Annotated in this window: 18 protein-coding genes; 2 read left to right on the top strand and 16 right to left on the bottom strand. The window is 47.0% G+C overall.

Annotated features, from left to right (window positions below):
- Positions 1 to 112: 112 nt before the first annotated feature.
- The 9 genes from MHH92_RS09965 to MHH92_RS09925 all read right to left on the bottom strand — a co-directional run bounded on the left by MHH92_RS09965 (position 113) and on the right by MHH92_RS09925 (position 9,563).
- Complete coding sequence (locus MHH92_RS09965; protein ID WP_340903507.1) at positions 113 to 1,051, bottom strand: hypothetical protein; 939 nt, start codon at positions 1,049 to 1,051, stop codon at positions 113 to 115.
- 163 nt (positions 1,052 to 1,214) lie between these two features.
- Entirely contained in the window at positions 1,215 to 3,146 is a 1,932-nt protein-coding gene (locus MHH92_RS09960) for an ABC-F family ATP-binding cassette domain-containing protein (RefSeq protein ID WP_340903505.1), read from the bottom strand.
- Between the two features lie 60 nt (positions 3,147 to 3,206).
- A complete protein-coding gene (locus MHH92_RS09955; protein WP_036609680.1) occupies positions 3,207 to 3,785 on the bottom strand; it encodes a TetR/AcrR family transcriptional regulator in 579 nt (192 codons plus the stop codon).
- Between the two features lie 12 nt (positions 3,786 to 3,797).
- Positions 3,798 to 4,607 (bottom strand): DUF92 domain-containing protein, encoded by an 810-nt coding sequence (locus MHH92_RS09950; protein ID WP_036609682.1) that lies wholly within the window; start codon positions 4,605 to 4,607, stop codon positions 3,798 to 3,800.
- Positions 4,608 to 4,835: 228 nt separating this feature from the next.
- Positions 4,836 to 5,609 carry an ABC transporter permease gene (locus MHH92_RS09945; protein WP_074094444.1) on the bottom strand — a complete coding sequence of 258 codons (774 nt, stop codon included), beginning with the start codon at positions 5,607 to 5,609 and terminating at the stop codon, positions 4,836 to 4,838.
- Positions 5,610 to 5,626: 17 nt separating this feature from the next.
- Positions 5,627 to 6,403 (bottom strand): ABC transporter ATP-binding protein, encoded by a 777-nt coding sequence (locus tag MHH92_RS09940; protein WP_074094443.1) that lies wholly within the window; start codon positions 6,401 to 6,403, stop codon positions 5,627 to 5,629.
- Positions 6,404 to 6,430: 27 nt separating this feature from the next.
- Entirely contained in the window at positions 6,431 to 7,459 is a 1,029-nt protein-coding gene (locus tag MHH92_RS09935; protein ID WP_340903500.1) for an ABC transporter substrate-binding protein, read from the bottom strand.
- Positions 7,460 to 7,498: 39 nt separating this feature from the next.
- On the bottom strand, positions 7,499 to 8,947 hold the full coding sequence (locus tag MHH92_RS09930) for an aryl-sulfate sulfotransferase (RefSeq protein WP_340903499.1): 1,449 nt from the start codon (positions 8,945 to 8,947) through the stop codon (positions 7,499 to 7,501).
- A 58-nt stretch (positions 8,948 to 9,005) separates the two neighbouring features.
- Entirely contained in the window at positions 9,006 to 9,563 is a 558-nt protein-coding gene (locus tag MHH92_RS09925; protein WP_036670114.1) for a MarR family winged helix-turn-helix transcriptional regulator, read from the bottom strand.
- 389 nt (positions 9,564 to 9,952) lie between these two features.
- Here MHH92_RS09925 and MHH92_RS09920 point away from each other — a divergent pair, with 389 nt between their 5' ends.
- Positions 9,953 to 10,360, top strand: coding sequence for a hypothetical protein (locus MHH92_RS09920; protein ID WP_076249913.1), 408 nt, complete (start codon positions 9,953 to 9,955; stop codon positions 10,358 to 10,360).
- Between the two features lie 122 nt (positions 10,361 to 10,482).
- On the opposite strand, the gene MHH92_RS09915 is transcribed toward MHH92_RS09920, so the two are convergent.
- From MHH92_RS09915 to hemE, 6 genes are all read right to left on the bottom strand, one after another.
- A complete protein-coding gene (locus MHH92_RS09915; RefSeq protein WP_340903496.1) occupies positions 10,483 to 11,115 on the bottom strand; it encodes a fumarylacetoacetate hydrolase family protein in 633 nt (210 codons plus the stop codon).
- A 46-nt stretch (positions 11,116 to 11,161) separates the two neighbouring features.
- A complete protein-coding gene (locus MHH92_RS09910) occupies positions 11,162 to 11,914 on the bottom strand; it encodes a glycerophosphodiester phosphodiesterase (protein WP_340903495.1) in 753 nt (250 codons plus the stop codon).
- Between the two features lie 24 nt (positions 11,915 to 11,938).
- A complete protein-coding gene (locus tag MHH92_RS09905) occupies positions 11,939 to 13,360 on the bottom strand; it encodes a CapA family protein (RefSeq protein ID WP_340903494.1) in 1,422 nt (473 codons plus the stop codon).
- A gap of 185 nt (positions 13,361 to 13,545) precedes the next feature.
- Positions 13,546 to 14,970: a protoporphyrinogen oxidase gene (gene hemY, locus MHH92_RS09900; RefSeq protein WP_340903492.1), complete on the bottom strand. Its 1,425-nt coding sequence runs from the start codon at positions 14,968 to 14,970 to the stop codon at positions 13,546 to 13,548.
- Positions 14,970 to 15,920, bottom strand: a complete 951-nt coding sequence (gene hemH, locus MHH92_RS09895; RefSeq protein WP_253507249.1) for a ferrochelatase — start codon at positions 15,918 to 15,920, stop codon at positions 14,970 to 14,972. Before hemH ends, hemY begins: the two co-directional genes overlap by 1 nt.
- Positions 15,913 to 16,977 (bottom strand): uroporphyrinogen decarboxylase, encoded by a 1,065-nt coding sequence (gene hemE / locus MHH92_RS09890; protein ID WP_340903489.1) that lies wholly within the window; start codon positions 16,975 to 16,977, stop codon positions 15,913 to 15,915. The genes hemH and hemE overlap by 8 nt, the downstream gene beginning before the upstream one ends.
- A gap of 204 nt (positions 16,978 to 17,181) precedes the next feature.
- Between hemE and MHH92_RS09885 the strand changes: the two genes are divergently transcribed.
- Positions 17,182 to 18,393 carry an MFS transporter gene (locus MHH92_RS09885; RefSeq protein ID WP_211081777.1) on the top strand — a complete coding sequence of 404 codons (1,212 nt, stop codon included), beginning with the start codon at positions 17,182 to 17,184 and terminating at the stop codon, positions 18,391 to 18,393.
- A 114-nt stretch (positions 18,394 to 18,507) separates the two neighbouring features.
- Here MHH92_RS09885 and MHH92_RS09880 read toward each other — a convergent pair whose 3' ends face one another.
- The gene (locus MHH92_RS09880; RefSeq protein WP_340903486.1) at positions 18,508 to 19,710 is read right to left on the bottom strand and encodes a cytochrome P450; all 1,203 of its coding nucleotides are present in this window, start codon (positions 19,708 to 19,710) and stop codon (positions 18,508 to 18,510) included.
- Between the last annotated feature and the right edge of the window lie 449 nt (positions 19,711 to 20,159).

The following is a 20,159-nucleotide window of genomic DNA, read 5'->3' as shown; positions in this document are numbered from 1 at the left end:
TCATTGATCGACGAAATTGTCATGAATAATATCCACATGTTCGTCTAAGCAGAAGGCCCCTTCCAAGCACACAATTCGGTGTGTTTGGAAGGGGCCTTTGTTGTCATATCTCTTAATCTGCCTGTTCGACATATGCATGATACTTACGATCCAATATCTCTAACTCTGCCTTATGGTCACGCATTTCATTTCTTAACACATGCATGGTTTTCCGAACCGCGCTCAGTCCATCCTTCACCTGACGTTCGGCTTTGCGAATTTTGTCCTGAACCATCCAGTCCACGAAGAGGTTATCGAAGAAATAGTCTGCGAATGAAAGCAGACCTCCCAGATGCAGATCCGTGTGTACAGCCATCTCTACATCCTCCAACTCCTTCTGAAAACGTCGTAGACGCTTACCTGCATCCATGATGGCGACCTGAGCGTCATCCATTCTTCCTCGCTTGATATGTGTGGAGATGACCCCACCACCCATCATGTCATATACACCCCAATTACCTGCCGAAGCCAAAGCCTTCTCGGCACGTTCAAGGGCATAGAGCAGGTATTCCCCCTCCCGGAAAGCTTCATCCAGTTCCTGAAGCTCGCTCGCCAGATGTTCCCGATTCTCAGCCATCTGTTGCAATTCCGCATCCTGGTCCAGCAGTCGACCTTCCTTCTTCCCCCACAGCGCGTTGTAATCGCTCTGCCAGTACTGATACTGCCGCCCGCCCTCCAACTCCTGCTCCACATGAATTCGTTGCTCCTGTACGTCTTGTAACATGCGACAAGCGGTGTCGTATGCAGCCTTGCTCTCCATGAGTTCCAGCTCTTCCTTCTCCAGACGCTCTGTCTTCTTGCCAATCAGTTGATAGAAAAATGCCGACAATGTCATACTGTTCAGTCGATCAACGTCCTTCTGCTCCTTCTGGAGATGCTCCAGACGACGTTTTACCTTTGCTTCCCATTCGCTTTCCTCCGTTTGAAGCTTCTCCAGACGTTTGGTCCATTTCTCGTAAATTCTCCCCTTTTCCTTGAGCGCTGCCAACTGTTGATTAATTTCTTTATACATAAGTGTGGTGTTCTCTCCCTTCTATGGAATTCTTTACTTATACAACGTAATGAACATACAGAACGTTTCACATAAAATCGCAAATTCGCAGACAAAAAAATCGCCCTTTTCTCCAATGCGACATAAAGTCACTGTAGAAGAAAGGGCGATGTTTAGTTATAAATCAAGACTTGCTCTGTACAATCTGCTCTGCAAGTTCATTCAGAACGGTCCAGCGTTCCATCAATTCATCCAGATGACGTTCAGCCTCAACCTGCTCCGCCATCAACTCCTGCAGACGGGCAGAATCACTAAATGACTCTTCCATCTCTTTGTTAATCCGGACAAGATTGGCTTCAGCCTTCTCAATATTTTCATCAATCTGGTCGTATTCACGTTGCTCCTTAAAGCTGAATTTCAACTTCGGTTTAGCCGCTGACACTGCAGGAGTCGTCTTCTCCGATGACAGCTTCACCTTCGCCGCTCCTGTATCACTCTCTTGATTAGCTCCAGGCGCATTTTTCAGCATCCATTCCGCATACTCACTGTAGTCGCCGACGTGCACACGTACAGCACCGTTGCCCTCAAAAGACAAAACTTTATCTACAGTACGATCAAGGAAATAGCGATCATGGGATACGACAAAGACAACACCGGGAAAATCATCCAGGTAGTCTTCCAGTACAGCGAGTGTCTGGATGTCCAGATCATTCGTCGGCTCATCCAGCAGCAATACATTCGGCGCAGCCATCAGCACACGCAGCAGATACAGGCGACGCTTCTCTCCACCAGACAGACGCGAGATTGGCGTCCACTGGGATGCCGGGGTAAACAGGAACCGCTCCAGCATCTGGGATGCTGTAATCAGAGAGCCATCGGCCGTTTTCACATTCTCGGCCACTTCTTTAATATACTCAATCACACGAAGAGATTCGTCCATCTCCTGATGTTCCTGTGTGAAATAACCCAGATTGACCGTAGGACCAACGTCAACCACACCTGCATCGGGTTCCAGCTTGCCAGATATCATCTGAAGCAACGTGGACTTACCACTACCGTTCGGTCCGACAATCCCTACCCGATCTCCAGGTACGGCAATATAACTCAGATCTTCGATCAGCGTGCGGCCACCCACGGATTTGGAAAGATGCTCGATCTCCAGAATCTTTTTCCCCAAACGAGTGGAGCCAACCGATACTTCCAATGAACCCGAGCGCTGGACTCCTTGATGGTCTTTAAGTTGTTCGAAGCGATCAATTCTCGCTTTTTGTTTCGTTGTCCGTGCCTTGGCACCGCGACGAATCCACGCAAGCTCTGTCCGAAGCAAGTTCTTACGCTTCTGTTCCGAAGAAGCTTCCCGTTCTTCGCGCTCCGCCTTCAGTTCCAGGAAACGTGTATAGTTCGCTTCGTATCGGAACAAACGTCCATGATCCAATTCCAACATGACATTCGCCACACGATCCAGGAAATACCGATCATGCGTAATCATAAGCAGTGCGCCGCGGCGCTTCTGCAAGTACTGCTCCAACCAAACGACCGAATCATTATCAATATGGTTCGTCGGCTCATCCAGAATGAGCAGTTCGCAAGGATGAATCAGTGCAGCAGCAAGTGCTACCCTTTTGCGTTGTCCACCAGACAATGTGCCCATCAGTGCATCGAATTGACGAATACCCAATTTGGACAAAATGCTCTTCGCTTCACTCTCCATCTGCCAGAGCTGAAGCTGCTCCATTTGCTGATTCAAACGTAATAATCGCTCTTGCAACGCTGGATCGGACGAATTCAGTTCCAATAATTCCATCGTTTCCGTATATTCACGCACGGTTTTCATTTCCATGCTGTCACCTTCGAATACTTGTTGCAGTACCGTATTATCCGGATTGAAGTCCGGATTTTGCGCCAGGAACTGAATACGTACGTCATTACCGATCGAGATCTGTCCCGCGTCTGCAGGTTCCATACCAGATATCACACGCAAAAACGTGGATTTACCGGTTCCATTTACCCCAACGACACCAATCTTGTCCTGATCAGCCATGCCAAATGAAGCATCCTTGAACAATATTTTTTCGCCATAACTTTTTGCAATTTGCTCTACCGTCATTATGTTCATTGCTCGTACCCACTTCTCTGTAAATTAAAATTCAATATTACGTACATCCGCGCACTTACTTTAAACTTGTAAAAAAGAACGGCATCCATCCAGAAACAACGCTGCTGCAAAAGCAATTCGTTTGTTCAGATGTTCCTCATTAAACTCCGGATTCAACATGATATCCATCTTCAGCCGGTCCAGAATTCCAATGTAGGCTTCAGCGAGCAATACAGGCTCAGGTACACTTGCACTTTCCAATACCTCACACACCATACTCATGTATTGATTCATAAATGCCTTCATGAATTTCATCAGATCCGGATCATTATTGGGTGCCATAAAAAAGAGCTTGGTATGATTGCGACGCTCATAATAATACGTAAGGTGGGTCTTGGCTATTGCTCCAAGTTTATCACCTGTGTTCTCATACGAGTTCAAAGCATATTCAAGACGGCTGATAAAACTGTTACAATCCCGCTTGGATACTGCGATAAATAATTGTTCCTTGCTTTTGAAATATAAATAAATGGTGCCTTTTGCGATGCCGGCTTCGTCTGCAATATCAGACATTTTGGTCTCATAAAAACCTTTCGAGCCAAAAATACCATAGGCCGCATCCAAAATAGCCTCCGATTTGTCTCCCTGTACAGTGCTCAAATGTACTCCCCCTTACAACGCCAAAATGTTACCTAAACCAATCGCCACACATCCGCCGATCACCGAGCTAAGCACGTTCACCAGGTCGTTACTCATCCATGCCCAGCCACGAGCCCGAACCGTTGGATGCCCGCAATGTTCATGTACCTCAACTTCACGGCCACACACAGTACAACGATACATCATCTGCACCGTTGCGCCCAGATAGGAATCGGCAAAAGCACCTGCTAACCCGCCTGCAAGACCAACAAAAGTCCAACTAAACAGACTAAGCCCTTCTATCCCGGCGATCCAGGAAAACAAGAATGCTCCCGCACCAATCAGAGCCCCGCCTACGGCTGCAGCCACGGTGCCAAGAAGTGAAACACCTCCTGAAGCACCTGGCGTAAGTACCTTCCACGTGAGAACAGAGCGCGGCGGCTTTCGACTGAGACTCCCAATTTCGGTTGCCCATGTATCCGATGTAACGGTAGCCATTACACCAATGAAAGCATACACCCATGCCGGATGTGGAAATATCCAGTATCCCAGACATAGGAACATGCCCATTCCACCATTAGCCATCACTTGTCCGGCATCCCGATTTCCTGACTTGGCATAGGATTTCTCCAGCTCCTGCTTCCGATCTTTACGAAACCTGGAGAGCAACGTTGAAGTAATGAAAAACAACAATAACGTGCCAAACCAGAACAGGTTACCCGCTCCGTAATATATCGTTCCCATCATGATGGCTGCCAGGCAGCCAGACAAGGTTAGCGACTTTTTCGCATAGGCAGCACCTGCCACCATAGAAGCGCATACGGCGCCAATAATCCAATCCATAATGTCTCCTGCATGCAGCGTATGTACAGCCCGCATGACGTTTATTGTATTTTTGAAATTCAATTATACCACGGTTTGATCCCAATGCCGAAACTCCTTACGCCAACACATAAAAAACCCGTTTTGGCCTCGTGTAGAAGTGCCAAAACAGGTTATTGATCAAACGTTAAAACAAGATAACTTCCCTCTTCAATTAACGTCTGGAATTCGGTGTTCCCAGGTTCTGTTTCAGACCCGCTTCGCTCCTCCAATGACTCCATATCGGTAGAGTACTCTGCGACCAAACCAGTTGAACAATCGATCCGTCAGGAATCCCATAAAACCCAGGGAAATCAGCCCGACAAAGATCCAATCTGTTCGGAAAAAGAGTCTGGAATTCCAGATTAAGTAACCCACCCCCTCATTCGAGGCAATCATCTCGGCACCGATTATGGCCATATACGAGGTTCCCATCGCCAGTCGCACACCTGTAAAGATATACGGGGTTGTCGCCGGAACAATCACATGCAGCAGAATCTGCCGTTCATTGGCTCCCATACTGCGGGCCGACCGGATTTTATCTTCTTCAACGGAGAGTACACCTGTCAGTGTATTCAATACAACAATGAAGAAGGTTGCATACATAATGAGCGCGATCTTGGATTGCTCACCAATTCCGAACCACACCAGAAATAAGGTAATAAAGGCGATCGGCGGGATAAAACGTATAAAGTTAAGGAACGGTTCCGCGAACAGCCGGATGAGATGAACTTTGCCAATAATCAGCCCTACCGGAATAGCAATGATGCTTCCGAGTACCCACCCCGCCAGTACACGAGTGAAGCTGATTCCGATATACTCCATCAGCGTACCGTCAGCAATAAGTTCGCGTGCTCCCAGGATCGTATGCCACGGACCAGGGATTACGTCAGGCCCATAGATAAGGGCACCAAGCTGCCAGATTAAGATGACCGTTACCCATAGAAGCGGGATAGACACCCATTTTTTCTCCAACCATTTCATCTTGTATATCACCTCAATTATTCTTCAAAGTGGCCTTGAATTCGGTCATACAAAGTGTTGAACTCAGACGAGGCGATGTTCCTCGGGTAAGGTAACGTGTTGTGGTAAATATCCGTTATATTCGAAGATGGACCTACAGACATAATGCCTATGCGCTCACCAAGCAATAACGCCTCCTGAATATCGTGTGTGACAAAGATAACGGTTTTATGGGTTTCTTTCCAGATATTCACCAGTTCTTTCTGCATGGTTCGTCTCGTCATGGCGTCCAGCGCACCGAATGGTTCATCCATCAGTAAGATCGCCGAGTCATTCGCAAGTACCCGGGCCAATTGAACCCGCTGCTTCATGCCACCCGAGAGTTCTTTCGGAAATTTCCCCTCATGAGCACTCAGTCCAACAAGCTGGATGTAACGATCAGAGATCTCACGTCGTTGTGTCTTAGGCACCTTGGACATTCGAAGTCCGAATTCAACATTTTCCCTCACAGTTAGCCATGGAAAGAGAGAAGAATCCGCCTGCTGGAATACCATTGCCCGATCCCTGCCCGGTCTGTCGATCTCCTTGTTGTCTACCTTGAGCTGTCCACCCGACTTGGAGATAAAACCCGCGATCATGTTCAGCAGCGTTGACTTCCCACACCCACTGGGACCAAGCAGGACAAAGAACTCTCCTCCCTTGATAACCAGATCGACATCCTTAATGATATAATGCACATCCCCATTGGTCGGGGCATGATACGTTTTCCGTAGCTGTTCAATATGAATGGTATGCTGAGTTGCAGGTAAGGACATAACGGACACCTCCCATTTCAATAAGAATTATTTACTATATGTCACTTTATCCCGCAGAGCCTGCTGGAGAGAAGTCAGATCGAGTTTGGTGTTGAGATCAAAATCCTGTTCGATGATTCCGGTGTCCACCATATATTGCTTCTGACCTGCCAAACTATCATAAGCAGCCTGCGTAAATCCAACTTCCCATGGATTGATCGGAAGGTCTTTTAATGTGGCATCTTTAGGCTGTTTGGTCTCTTGATACATCAGATCTGCAACCTCTTCAGGATGCGCTTGAGCATACGTGGAAGCTTCATCCAGCGCCGCAAGGAAGTCACTGATCTTTTCAGGGTTTGCCTGGATGAATTCATTACTTGATACCAGTCCCATACCAAGGCGTATAGGCGTCTGAGACATATCCGTCAGCTGGTGTACTCCTTCGAGTGCATCGAATTTATCGGTTAACGCGGAACCTATGACCCAAGCGGCATCAAGGTCTCCCTGTTTCAGTGCGATGTAGGCCTCATCAAAAGCCCCCTGACCAATTTGCGTCACATCACTCAGCGCCACCCCCTGATCTTTCAAATATTCATCCCATAGATATGGAATAAATGTGCCTCGAATGAAACTCACTTTCTTGCCCTTCAAATCCGCTCCACTCTGAATATCCTCCTTTGCATACAGCTTCCAGGCGGCTGCCGCTTCATCCGTAGTCTGGCCTGCAGAAGCGATGACTGAATATTCCCCTTTAGACAAAGCATTTAATACAGGGAAGTCCGCCCCGTACGCAATATCTACCTGTTTGATAAATAGTGCATTTACACCTTCAGCCGGTGAGCCAAACGTAATACTCTCTGCATCAATGCCCCTGTTTTCAAAAAAACCTTTGGCAATGGCTACCCTGAACGTTGGGTTGGTACTTGTATCTGCGATTCGAATTTTTACATTATCGGTATTTTTACCGGTAGCGTCTTTTGCTCCAGATCCTGCTGCGTTTGAACTGCATCCGGATAATAGGAGTGCCGTTGCCAGGAATAATATCAATACGCCGGTTACTATGGATGGTTTTCTCACAATATACACCCCATTCGATCTAGTCATGATTCTTGACGCTTAACCGCCTGACTTGCCTTCATCCGACGTTGCCACACAGGCTGCACCCTCCACAAATGGAAGAGTTGTCTCTACGCTCACGATGGATGCAGAACCTTTGGGTGCTGCTCCCGGGACCCTGTAGGTGGAGACATCAATGGCTTCGATGGCAACTTCCTGCGGTTTCTCCAACTGTGGAACCCACTGATAAGGAACTCGATATGAGCGATAGACCATATTGGTATTCCGCCCATCCATGTAAGGGGAGACATACTCCCAGACCAGCTCATGCTCCGCAGTCACTTCGAACAATCTGCCATTGGAACCCTCGGTTATTAGGGTGTTGCCGTTAGGTAAACGCTGGGCGGAACTGATGTATGGGCTATAAAATTTATAAGAATCCGTCGGAACTGAGAAACCTGCTTCTGCCGATGTATACTGCCAGACAATCTCCAGAGTGACCGGGTTAATCTCCAGTACACGGGAGTGATCCCGAATCGCATGTTTCAATCCAAATGGAGAAGCCGGATTTGGAAGGCCGTAACCTGCCCAGCCGCCATTGTCGAATACGAGCAAGTTGCCTTCTCCTGGTAGACCTTGGGGAATGATATGTGCATGATGCTGTCCGATAATTGTGCCGATGTGTTTCGCTTCAGTTGAAGTATAGTCTGGCCCTAATCTCCACACGATCTTTCCACTCTGTCTGTCTGTAATGGCAATAATATTGGCCTCTCTGGCATCCCAGATAATATTGTCGGGGTGGAACCGTTCGTCTCCTTCTTCATAGAAACAGTTGGGTCCGACATAAGAGGCAGAATTAATATGTAACCAGTCACCAACGCCACCACCCAGATGACCGAAAGAACGTGTATTTGGATCACGGAACAGGACATTTCGAGCAGCTTCATCAAAACCTAATTCTTCAAAGTGTTCGTTAGGCAGCCACTCCCAGAGTACCTTCCCCTCCCAATCGACTTCGATAATGGCATCATCAAGCAATGGCTTATCTGAAATTTGCGGGTTACTCACATTTTTGTGTGCCAGAATAAGGGTTTTACCACTCTTCGTCTTTGGCGCAAGGCCAGGTGCATAATAACCTACCGGATTCCCTTCACGCTGATAATCATGATGCTGGCGGGCATACCATAGCGGCTCATACCCCGGATCTTCGATGTGTTCGTAGCTATTGTATTTCCATACAATGTTGCCGTCCCAATCCACTTGGACCAGATCGACATTGTCCTGAATACCGAACTTCGGATCTCTCCGACCCGTGCTGCCCAGCACGTAGCCGCCAGGTAATATTTTGGCCGGAAAACCTAACAATCCTTTCCACAGGTGAACCTCCTTGCCATTCATATCGATCAATACTACGCCTTCTTCACCTGCCTGATAAACGGTATAACCGCCCCAAGCCTTATCCGGATTGTATAACGTCGCTCCAGTTGGATATATTGTTGAGTGTCCCATTGCTCATCTCTCCCTAGAATGTTTGTGGTATATCAAATGTCGTTACATTGACCCAACCTCAATAACTGAGATAGTTCCTCTTCCCGGCATTGTCCCGCTGCTTCTGCTCAAGGTCACTTGTGGAGGACCGATTATGTTCTTGTATCCCGTTGCTCTCCGCCAATTCCAGCACCGTGTCCGAGAATCCCTCCAGATTCGCTACTACCCGCTCGTAGAATTGACTTTGCTGCTCCAGTTCCTCACTCGTAAAACCCTCAAACAGAAGCGTGATACATCGGGCACCGATGTTGCTGTTTCTCGCATACATCTCCCGCCCGCTGGATGTGATGTCCAGTAAAACCGTCCGGCGATCGTCTTCCTTTCGTCTGCGGATGGTGAGTCCCTTTTTCTCCAACTTATCGGTTAGAGCAGTAATGGCACCGGATGTAAAGTCCAACTGTTCTGCCAGATCTCCAAGCCGCTGTTCTCCCTCACGAATGATTTTGTGCAGGATAAGCATGCCTGGCAGGCTGATACCTTCTACAGAGATGCGATCCCGCTCTTTGACAAATCGTCTGACCATTTTGCGAAATAACCAATCCGTCCGCTCCAACGCTTCCCAGTCTCTATCACTCATTTCATAACCTCCCTGATTGTTTGAAGCTTCAATACAGATACAAAAAAAGGCCCCCGAAGACATTCCTTAGAGGAGTAGTCCCGGGAGCCTTTGGTGGTCCAATCAGCTCAATGCAGTTTTCAGTTCAAATTAGTTCACTGTTCATTTAATGAGTATTAAAATAATTAAGATTATCATATAACCAACTAACCCAACCTGTCAAGTGTGAATTTTATTAGTGATCTTTTCTTGTTGCGGTCGTTCTCCGCTAGGTTGAAATTACTTATCCTGTTTTAAGTTTCACTTCAGGTTTCCCGTTTACACTATTCTCAGATCGAAACATCAACAAATACATCTACGACAAGCTACGATTCAGTTCGTACTCAACTACAGAAATGAGGATTATCCATATGAATATGAAAAGAGTCATTATTATAGGCACAATGATTGTCACTATGTCCTTCGCTGGAACAGCATGGGGCCAATCCGCCATCTCTCCCATACCTACTGCTAAATGGTCCATCGTTGACTTGGACACTCGTGAGGGAAGCAGTGATGAGCTGCTCGACGCTCTGAATCAGGCTTCAGAAGCGGATCTCTATCAAGAACTGTACAGCGGCAAATCACTGAGGACGATTACGGAAGAAAATAACGGGAATTTGGATGAGGTCATTGCTATACAAGTAAGACAGCTCAGAGAGCAGTTGGATGAACGGCTCGCAAGTGGAAGTATCAGTTCGGAGCAACATGCTGCACAACAAGCTGAACTGGAAGAGTTGGTCACACAGAGCGCAAACACAGCATACAGCTTGGCCTAAATTAGTAGCGTATCCGTACGATGAAGATATAAACCTATATCCACGATAACACAGCAAAAAGGAGCGTATTCACGCCCCTTTCTTGTACCCTATTCATGTCAAGCAGGTATGATGTGTAATCCTTACTGTGCTGCTCCAATCGTGCAGGCACCCAAGGATTCGCCGTCCCATGCCAGTTCGAGCACATCTCCTGCTTGTGTTGGTCCAACACCTTCAGGTGTTCCTGTAAAAATGACATCGCCCGGCCCCAGGCCGTAATGGTGACCTACATAATCCACAATATCTTGTAAACTGAAGATCATGTTACGAATGTTACCACGCTGGACTTCCTCACCATTTTTGGTCAATGTAAAGTCTTTCTCAAGTAAAGCTGCCGCACCCGGGAATGCCTGAAATGCAGTAACCGGAGCGGAATTTCTGAACCCTTTGGCCGCTGTCCACGGGTGGCCCTTTTTCTTAATCACGGTCTGTACGTCACGTAACGTAAAATCAATACCAAATGCATACGCATCCACCAGCTCATCTACCGCCATACCTGGCTCATAACTCCGGCCGATTTGAACGACCAATTCAGCTTCATAGTGAACTTCACCCTTGGTAGCAGGCAATTCAAGGGCTTCACCATTCAGGGGCACGACTGCATGAGAAGGTTTCATAAAGATCATTGGCTCATCCGGAACCGCGTTACCCAATTCTTCCGCATGAAGTTTATAATTTCGTCCTACACAGTATACATTGCGAATGTTAGTCAACATGGGTATATTACCACCTTTATCGGATTCATTAGTGCATATAGTAAAGTTAAGGTCTGAAAAATCGGCTGCTCGTCTCCTGAAATGCCAGCTCCCATACGTCAGGACGGTTCGTACATAACATGAGTTCTGGATCAACCGCCGCCAGTTTCTTCATAATGGTCTTGTCATCCACTGTCCAAGCCATCACCCGAATGCCTGCACTCCGCATCTCGTTCATTAAGGATTTGTCTACATTGGTGTATCCAATCGAGAGGAATGTACAATTCATCTGCCGCAGGGCGGTTAACAGATCGCCTGGTCGTGCATCGATAATCAGCCCTGTCTGGATCTCCGGTGCAAGTTTCTTCACTTCGATCAGAGCGGCTGATTCAAATGAGGTGATCACAACATCATTTTGCATATGTCTTTTTCTCACTTCATGTATAACAGCCGCAGGCAGACCCGGGTACATGTCTCCCTGCGTTTTCAGTTCAATGTTCAAACGCACTCTGCCGCACGAGCGATCTAACAATTCACTCAGCGCCGGAATCCGTTCGCCTTTGTAAGACTTGTTTTTCCATGCTCCGGCATCCAGACGTTGCAGATCAGCCCAATCAGTTTCCCGAACCAGACCCTTGCCATTCGTCGTGCGATCCACTGTAAAATCATGAATGACCACTGGTACACCATCACGCGACAACTGCACATCCAGCTCCATCCACTGAACTTCAGGCCGCTCCATGGCCATCAGGAATGCAGCCATCGTATTCTCTGGTGCAATAGAAGAAAATCCACGGTGTGCTACACAAAGGTTGTTCATTCGATTCCCTCCTCAAAAAGGTTTTTAATTAGGTGAAGCGACCCCATTCCCATCATATCCAATACCCGGGGAGAGCTTTGCCATCTGTTCCAACAGCAGTTTGTTCGCCTCATCGATCATCGGAATAGCCTGACCAAGCCCGGCCTCATAAGGGATAACTTTCATGCTGCAAGCTGCATCTTGACTACAGCGAGCCTGAAATACCGCCGTTTTCCAAGTCTCTTCGGTTGTTGATCTGGAGAAAATGAAATTGCCCGTACTGTATGCAATCCACTTCCCCTTATAGTACTCCAACCCTTGCAACACATGAGGATGACCACCTATGACCAGATCAGCGCCAGCATCTACAAACTCATGAGCCAATCGGGTCTGGTCACTATTCGGAGTACTTACACGTTCCTCTCCCCAATGTGCAACCACGATCACCAGATCAGCCTTCTTACGGGCCTCCTGGATCGCTTTGACTGCTCCTGTGGAATCATAGGCTTCAGCCACGCCAGCCCGATTGCCTTCCGCCTTCCAACTCGTTTCCGGTACAACTCGTGAGAACCCAAGCAGTGCAATCTTCATACCTTTGCGTTCCAGATATGCTGGTGCATAGGCCTCATCCCTGTTCATACCTGCCCCGGTGTGAGCTATGCCATATTCCTTGAGATAAGTTAACGTATCCACCAAGCCCTCTACGCCCTGATCCAGAATATGATTATTGGCCAAATTCACAGCATCAAAACCGGCTGAAGCCATTGCCGCCAATGCTTTGGGCGATGATTTGTAGACATAGGTTTTATCAGCTGCACTGGTACCACCATGAGTTATTGGTGTCTCTAGGTTACCGATGGTCAGATCATCATCCTTGAATAATCTGCCGAGTTTGGCAAAGGGATAATCATAACCGTTTTTATCCAGCAGTTCAGCAACTTTGCCCGAAAATTGAATATCACCAACAAAGTTAATCGTGACATCCTTCGCTGAATTGGAAGGTTTCGACGTCCCTGATTCCTGATCCACACCTGCATTTCCCTTGGTGCCGGACGGTGTCGAATCTGCCGTAGGTTTTTTCGTTCCGGATTCTGCTTTCTCACTATTGGTGCTGCCTGAAGAGTCAGATGTCGCTGCGCCCGTTGTCTTTTCTACATCCTCTGTTGTCTCTTCATCCGTAGCTTTAGGATCTTCTTCCGAAGTCTCATCTGATTCCGAGTCTGGAGAACTTATTTGATCGCCGCCTTTGGCATCGTCTCCAATGGAAGGTTGATCCTGATCAACGATTTCTTGTTTCACTGGCTGGTCTGCCTGTTGCTGACGTGAATCAATGACATAAAAAATGCCCACCAGACCAATTGCAATGATCAATACAATATTAACTGTCCAGATGATTGTGATTGTATTGCGGGTGCGTTTACTACCTTTTTTCTTCTTTACGCTTCGCTCTGATCTTGGGGGATACATAAGCAACTCCTCTTCTTCTTCACAGCCATACATACCATTATATCAGGCATATTCTGGATTTCCATCATTCCTTGGAACTGTATCGATTGAAAGGGTATGAACTCAGTTAGCTTCCAGATCTTCACATAAAAAAAGCCATCTCTCCAGTAGATAATTCTACGTTTGAGACAGCTCTCTTGCTGTACTTAATCTGCTGCAAGCTCTTGTGTAGCCTGAACAGACATTTCCTTCGCTTGTCTGATGCAATCAGGCAAGCCTACGCCCTCATAACCTGCACCTGCAATGTACACACCAGGTAATTTGCTGCCAAGCTCCTCACGGAGGGCGGCAATATGTTGGAGGTGTCCCACCGGATACTGTGGCATGGATTTACGTAGCCTTGTAATCTCGGAGAAGATCGGCACTGCTTCAATACCCATCGTCTCTCTCAGATCCTTGAGAACGAGATTCGTCAGCGCTTCATCCGGAAGCTCTACGTTCTGTTCGTCACCGGAGCGACCAACATAACAGCGAAGCAGCACCTTATCATCCGGGCTCGTATGCAGCCATTTCGTCGATGTCCACGTGCAAGCCGTAATATTACGGCCCTCTTTCCGCGGAACGAGGAAACCCGATCCGTCGAATACATGCTCCACCTCTTTTTTCTCAAAAGCGAGCACCACATTGGCTACAGACACATAGTTAATTGCATCCAGTGCCGCTGTATCGACGTGAGGCTTCAACAGCTCCGACGCAACATATGTTGGCACAGTAACCACTACATCATCCGCTTCAAGCATTTCGCCATTACCCAGTTCAACACGGTATCTGGTCTGCGCTCCATCAAGGCGTTGCAGCGACTTCACCGCAGTGTTCAGACGTTGGTCCACATCCTGCAGTTCATGTACGAGGGCATGAACAAGGCTCTGCAACCCCTGGCGAAAGTTCAGAAAGGCACTTCGTTTTGTTCCGGTATGCGTCTCAGCCGGTTTGCGACCCGTCATCATGCCCCGGATCAAGCTGCCGTAATCGCGCTCTACTTCTCCGAACTGCGGGAAGGTAGCCTTGAGGCTCAATCGCCGCATATCACCTGCATAGATTCCTGCGAGCAGTGGTTCCGTCAAGTTCTCCAGCACTTCTGCTCCAAGACGACGTTCAATCATATAACCGAGCGATTCATCCTCTGTTGTACGACGCGGCGGGATGACAAAATCCATCAACGCCCGCAGTTTGCCTGCCGGAGAGACCAGACCACTTCTCAAGAATGGTCTTAGTTCTGTCGGAATACCGAGAACAAGTCCTGCTGGCATAGGATGAAGCTTGCCACGCTGCATGATATACGTTTTCTTCGACTCCGGATTCTGACTTACCAATTCATGATCGATCTCCAATTCTTTGGCAAGATCAATCATTGCTGTTTTGCGAGCCAGGAAAGAATCCGGCCCTTTTTCAATCACAAATCCATCCCGGTGCAGTGTCTCAATCATGCCTCCCATGGACGAGCTTTTCTCGACCAAAGTAATCACGGGTTCAACGCCCGCTTCCCGGTAATGCTTGCGGATATAAAATGCCGCGCTGAGGCCGGTAAGGCCACCGCCGACAACAACAACACGGCGTTTCTTATCACCCATTACTCATCCGACCCTTGCTGCCATTGGCTTATAATAACGTCGCTTAACGTCTCCATGTATAGAGGATCGCTATTGAGAGAGTCAATACGCATCAGGCGCATGTCGATCTCTTTGGCAATCGATTTGGCCTCGATATCGAGATCATAGAGCACTTCGAGATGATCCGAGACAAACCCGATTGGTGCCACCAGCACATCCTCTACCTGTTCACGAGAAAGCTCCTGTAACGTATCCAGAATATCCGGTCCAAGCCAAGGCTCAGCTGTTCGTCCGGCACTCTGCCACGTAAATTGCCAATTGGTTATGCCTACACGTGAGGCAATCACTTCTGAAGTCTCCAGCAATTGTTGCGGGTATGGATCACCCATCTCCACAATACGCGCCGGCAGACTGTGCGCACTAAACAACACCTTCACATCTCCGCGTTTTGCTCCAGCTTCCTCAAAAGCGTCCAACTTGGCACTGACACGTGTGGACAACGCCTGAATTAACTTCGGATGCAGATGATAACTCTCAATAAAGGACATATGAACGCCCAGCTCTTCTGCTTTTTCACGCGCACGTTTGATATAACTGCCTACACTCATCGTGGAAAAATGAGGAGCCAGTACAATACCAATCGCTGTCTGAATTCCATCCTTCGCCATCTGCTCCACGCCATCCTCAATAAACGGATAGGCATGCTTCAGTCCTTGATAACAACGGAATTCCACCTCAGTGCCACGCTCATCGCGGTTTAATGTCTCTTGAAGGGCCTTGACCTGATTGTCTGTGTTCTCCCGAAGTGGAAAAACACCGCCAACAATGGCTTCATAACGATCCGTCAGTTCTTTCAATTGCTCTGGTTCAGGCGGACGTCCTCTGCGGATATGTGTGTAATACGCTTCAACACTCTCCATATTTTCCGGTGTGCCATACGACATCACCAGTACACCTACAGTATTAGTCATTGGTTACCGTCACCCCACTCTTCATTGCTTCGGCAGAATATTCATGAATATACGCCGTTAGTTCTCTGAGCTTTTCTAGCGATGCTTCAGGAAATAATCCGTGTCCGAGGTTGAAAATATAACCCGGCTCCTTGATTCCTTCGTCAATAATCAATTTGGCTTGCTCTTTAATCAGTTCCATCGGGGCAGTCAGCAAATATGGGTCCAGGTTACCCTGTACTGCAAATTTGCCGTCAAGACGTTGACGCCCTTCCGAAATGGATACTCTCCAGTCGAGTCCAATCACATCGGCTTGCAGATTATGCAGTGCTGGCAACAACTCACCGGATGCAACACCAGGGAAATAAATCTTCGGTACATTCAAATCCGATAATTCGGTAAAGATACGGGTAATCGTAGGCAACACATATGTTCTGAAGTCTTTGGGAGAAAGTGCTCCAACCCAGCTGTCAAACAACTGGAATGCCTTACCGCCATTCGCAATATGCGCACGGACATATGTAATAACCATATCACCAAGCTTCTGCATCAGCTTGTGCCACACCTCAGGCTCGCTGTACATCATCGTTTTGGTGCGGATATAACCTTTCGAAGGTCGTCCTTCAATCAGATAACTCGCAATCGTGAATGGTGCGCCCGCAAACGTAATAAGAGGCACATCAAGCTCCTTATCCAGAATTCGAATGGTTTCCAGAATATGTGACAGATCTCCTTCTACGTCGATGGGACGCAGCCGATCCACATCTGCAGCGGACCGAATAGGATTATCGATAACTGGACCAATATTTTTTACAATGTCAAAATCAATGCCCAGAGAGGCAACCGGATTCATAATATCGGAATACAAAATAGCCGCATCTACACCAAGTTTGCGTACCGGCATGAGTGTAACTTCAGCCGCCAGCTCGGGTTGTTTGCAGATTTCTAGCAAGGAGTACTTTTCTTTAATTTTGCGATATTCAGGATCGTAACGTCCAGCTTGACGCATGTACCATACCGGGACACGGTCTACCTGTTGTTTAAAACTTGCCCGAATCAGTCGATCATTATAGCTCATGTAAGAAGCCTCCAATAGTTTTTGGACTCATAATTACCATTATGCCCTTTTTAAACAGCCGTAACAACCACATGCAGATGCGTTCTACGTGACAATACTATGACATTCCTTACACCCATCCCTCATATGCCAATTATGTTATAATGAAAGAATGGTGTTTTTTTGAGAATTACAGAAATATCTTTGAAAGGAAGTGAAAGCACTTTGAAAACGTGGAAAGTAAACCTCATTGTGCTTTGGTTCGGACAATTTTTGGTCAATTCGGGCATGACCATGATTACCCCATTTTTGTCTCTTTATCTCGCAAGAGATCTGGGTGTTGTTGGCGAACATGAAATTGGCATTTGGGCGGGCTTTATTTTTGCAGCCAATTTCCTCACCTCATTTTTGTTCCAACCGCTCTGGGGCAAGTTATCGGACAAGTATGGCCGTAAAGTTATGCTGCTGCGGTCGGGATTCGGGATGGCCATCGTAATTGCCCTTATGGGTCTGGCACAGAATCCTTGGCAGCTTCTCTTATTGCGTTTGCTTAATGGTACCATCTCCGGTTTCAATCCTGCAGCTGTTGCGTTGATATCGGGTACCACACCGAAAGACCGCATGGGTTTTGCCATGGGAATCAGTCAGTCCGGGCAGGTTGCCGGCACCATCCTGGGTCCACTCATTGGTGGCTTGTTAGCGGATGCGGTAGGCTTCCGCCCCATTTTCTACATTACAGGTGGACTGATCTTTGTTGCTTCCATGCTCGCCATGTTCCTGGTGAGAGAGAAGTTCGACCGTCAAGAAGCAGCCAAACTGCCGGCACAATCCGTATTGTCCGGTCTGAAGGAATTGAACAAGTCACCTCAACTGCCTGCACTGTTCGCTGTAACGTTTCTGTTGCAGTTTGCAATGATCAGCCCCATGTCACTCTTGCCGCTGTATGTGCAAAAATTGCATGCTTCGGATGTAAATGTGGCCTTCTGGGCAGGACTTGTCGGTGCAGTTACGGGACTATCCAATATGGCCATGTCTCCGATTCTCGGGAAGCTGAGTGACCGGATTGGTCCTCACAAGGTGCTGACGTTCTCTCTCATAGGAACAGGACTCATGCTTATTCCGCAGGCATTTGTTCAGACCGTGTGGCAGCTCATTATAGTTCGTTTCATGATGGGTGTGTTCATGGGTGGCCTGCTTCCAAGCGTTAATGCCCTGATACGTTCCTATACATCCGATAGCATGATCAGCCGTGCATTCAGTTTTAATACGAGTACTCTGGCGCTGGGCAACATGCTTGGAGCGATCATTGGAGGTTTTATGGCAGGATTCATCGGGATCGAAGGTCTGTTTATCGTCTCTGGTGGACTGTTACTACTCAATATGGTTTGGGTCCGATTCAAATTGTATAACAAACCTGCTTCTATTCGGGAATCCTGATTCCCTATCCATTTCTTAAATAGTCCATCTTAATTTTTCATTTGAAAAAGCCGCTTCCAGCGCCTAATTGGCCTGAGAGCGGCTTTTGTCATTCATGCGCCATTCATCATTTATTTATTTATTTATTAGATTGAATTCTATCGGATAATGTTTCACACCAAATACAAAAGCACTTTGTATCGGTTGCAGAGCCGTTCCAGACACAAGTTGAATGTTTCCCATGTGCTGAAGCAATGTATGAAGAACTACCCTTGCCTCCAATCGAGCGAGTGGTGCACCCAAACAAAAATGAATGCCAAAACCAAAACCCATATGCCTGTTCGGCTTGCGATCAGAGATGAAATCTTCCGGGTTTTCAAATTGGGCACTGTCCCGATTGGCTGCTCCAACCCAGGAAATCACCTGCTCTCCAGCTTGAATCGTCTGACCCTTCAACTCTACAGTTTCCTTGGCGACCCGCCCAATCGCGACAATTGGCGGATAATATCTCAGCGTCTCTTCAATCGCAGAAGTAATCCGTTCAGGCTGTTCGCGCAACTCCTGTTGTAGCTCGGGTTGTTCAGACAGAATACGAACCGCATTGGTAATCAGGTTGGTTGTTGTTTCATTACCGGCAGCAAGTAATAGAATACAGAAGCCTACCACTTCATCTGAAGTCAATTGCTGACCATCAATCTCCGCAGCAAGCAGTAATGAGATCAGATCATCCTTTGGCTGCAACCGACGTTCTTCCATAATGCCAGTGAAATAGATATGCAACTCCTGCATATTTCTTTTTTTCTCCTCCAATAACTCCTGGAAGGCCTGCTCACTATCATCACGCGCGCCTTTCACCAATACATCAGACCAGTCTTTGAACTTTTGACGATCCGCTGCAGGGACTCCGATCAATTCCGCAATGACAATGACGGGCAATGGTGTTGCAAGGTCATCAATAAGTTCCATATGTCCTTCTGACAGGTGTGGAGCAATTAACTCATCTGTGATTTCCTGAATACGCGGAGCCAATGCTTCAATTGCCTTGGGTGTAAACGCCTGGTTCACCAGATCACGCAGCTGTTTGTGTTTGGGAGGGTCTGTCGTCAACATGCTCGTATTGGCACGATCACGTGCAGAAGAGAATAGTTTCGGATTTTTCAGAACATACTTCACATCTTCATAACCAAAAACATCCCAACATTCTCGATGCTCATCATAGCGGACTGGAGTGTTATCACGAAGTTCTGCATACACCTTGAAGGGAGATAACCTCTCTTCCAAAGTCTCCAGTTCCCGAATCGGAATGTAATTTGCATACTTTCTCGGTGCCTGTTTCATCGTTTCTCCTCCAATCAATATTATATATTTATTTACATATGGTGATCACCCCTATTATAAACATAACTCTATTACGAAACCACTCTTTAGACCGTAATTGATCCCCATTACCTAATATGCGTTACTATCATCCTCTCATTCTGTTACCTACTTCTGATATAAGTCCCAATTCGACATTCTTTTATTAAAATGCTTCATTTTATCAGGACAAAAGACTCATTATGTAATATTAACTAACATTAAAAGGGCTTATTTTCCTTCAAAAATACTAAAACCGCTTCTTTTCTATCTCTAACCAAAATGAATAATCTTTCATAATTCCTTATAAACAATCATTTTACTCTTATTATCTATGAATGTAACCGATTACTCTACCATTATCTATATTTGTCATATTACTTAACATGAAATACAATCAATTTGAAATGGTATACATATTCTTCTTAACA

The sequence above is a fragment of the Paenibacillus sp. FSL M7-1414 genome (assembly GCF_038003195.1).
In the GTDB taxonomy this organism is placed as follows: domain Bacteria; phylum Bacillota; class Bacilli; order Paenibacillales; family Paenibacillaceae; genus Paenibacillus; species Paenibacillus amylolyticus.
Note: the sequence above shows the minus strand (reverse complement) of the source record. Positions and strands in the feature narration are given on the sequence as shown.

Coding starts and splice junctions, on each gene's coding strand:
- MHH92_RS09965 (WP_340903507.1), bottom strand. CDS start 1,051: ATGTATAAAGAAATTAATCAACAGTTGGCAGCGCTCAAGGAAAAGGGG.
- MHH92_RS09960 (WP_340903505.1), bottom strand. CDS start 3,146: ATGAACATAATGACGGTAGAGCAAATTGCAAAAAGTTATGGCGAAAAA.
- MHH92_RS09950 (WP_036609682.1), bottom strand. CDS start 4,607: ATGGATTGGATTATTGGCGCCGTATGCGCTTCTATGGTGGCAGGTGCT.
- MHH92_RS09945 (WP_074094444.1), bottom strand. CDS start 5,609: ATGAAATGGTTGGAGAAAAAATGGGTGTCTATCCCGCTTCTATGGGTA.
- MHH92_RS09940 (WP_074094443.1), bottom strand. CDS start 6,403: ATGTCCTTACCTGCAACTCAGCATACCATTCATATTGAACAGCTACGG.
- MHH92_RS09930 (WP_340903499.1), bottom strand. CDS start 8,947: ATGGGACACTCAACAATATATCCAACTGGAGCGACGTTATACAATCCG.
- MHH92_RS09925 (WP_036670114.1), bottom strand. CDS start 9,563: ATGAGTGATAGAGACTGGGAAGCGTTGGAGCGGACGGATTGGTTATTT.
- MHH92_RS09920 (WP_076249913.1), top strand. CDS start 9,953: ATGAATATGAAAAGAGTCATTATTATAGGCACAATGATTGTCACTATG.
- MHH92_RS09915 (WP_340903496.1), bottom strand. CDS start 11,115: ATGTTGACTAACATTCGCAATGTATACTGTGTAGGACGAAATTATAAA.
- MHH92_RS09910 (WP_340903495.1), bottom strand. CDS start 11,914: ATGAACAACCTTTGTGTAGCACACCGTGGATTTTCTTCTATTGCACCA.
- MHH92_RS09905 (WP_340903494.1), bottom strand. CDS start 13,360: ATGTATCCCCCAAGATCAGAGCGAAGCGTAAAGAAGAAAAAAGGTAGT.
- hemY (WP_340903492.1), bottom strand. CDS start 14,970: ATGGGTGATAAGAAACGCCGTGTTGTTGTTGTCGGCGGTGGCCTTACC.
- hemH (WP_253507249.1), bottom strand. CDS start 15,920: ATGACTAATACTGTAGGTGTACTGGTGATGTCGTATGGCACACCGGAA.
- hemE (WP_340903489.1), bottom strand. CDS start 16,977: ATGAGCTATAATGATCGACTGATTCGGGCAAGTTTTAAACAACAGGTA.
- MHH92_RS09880 (WP_340903486.1), bottom strand. CDS start 19,710: ATGAAACAGGCACCGAGAAAGTATGCAAATTACATTCCGATTCGGGAA.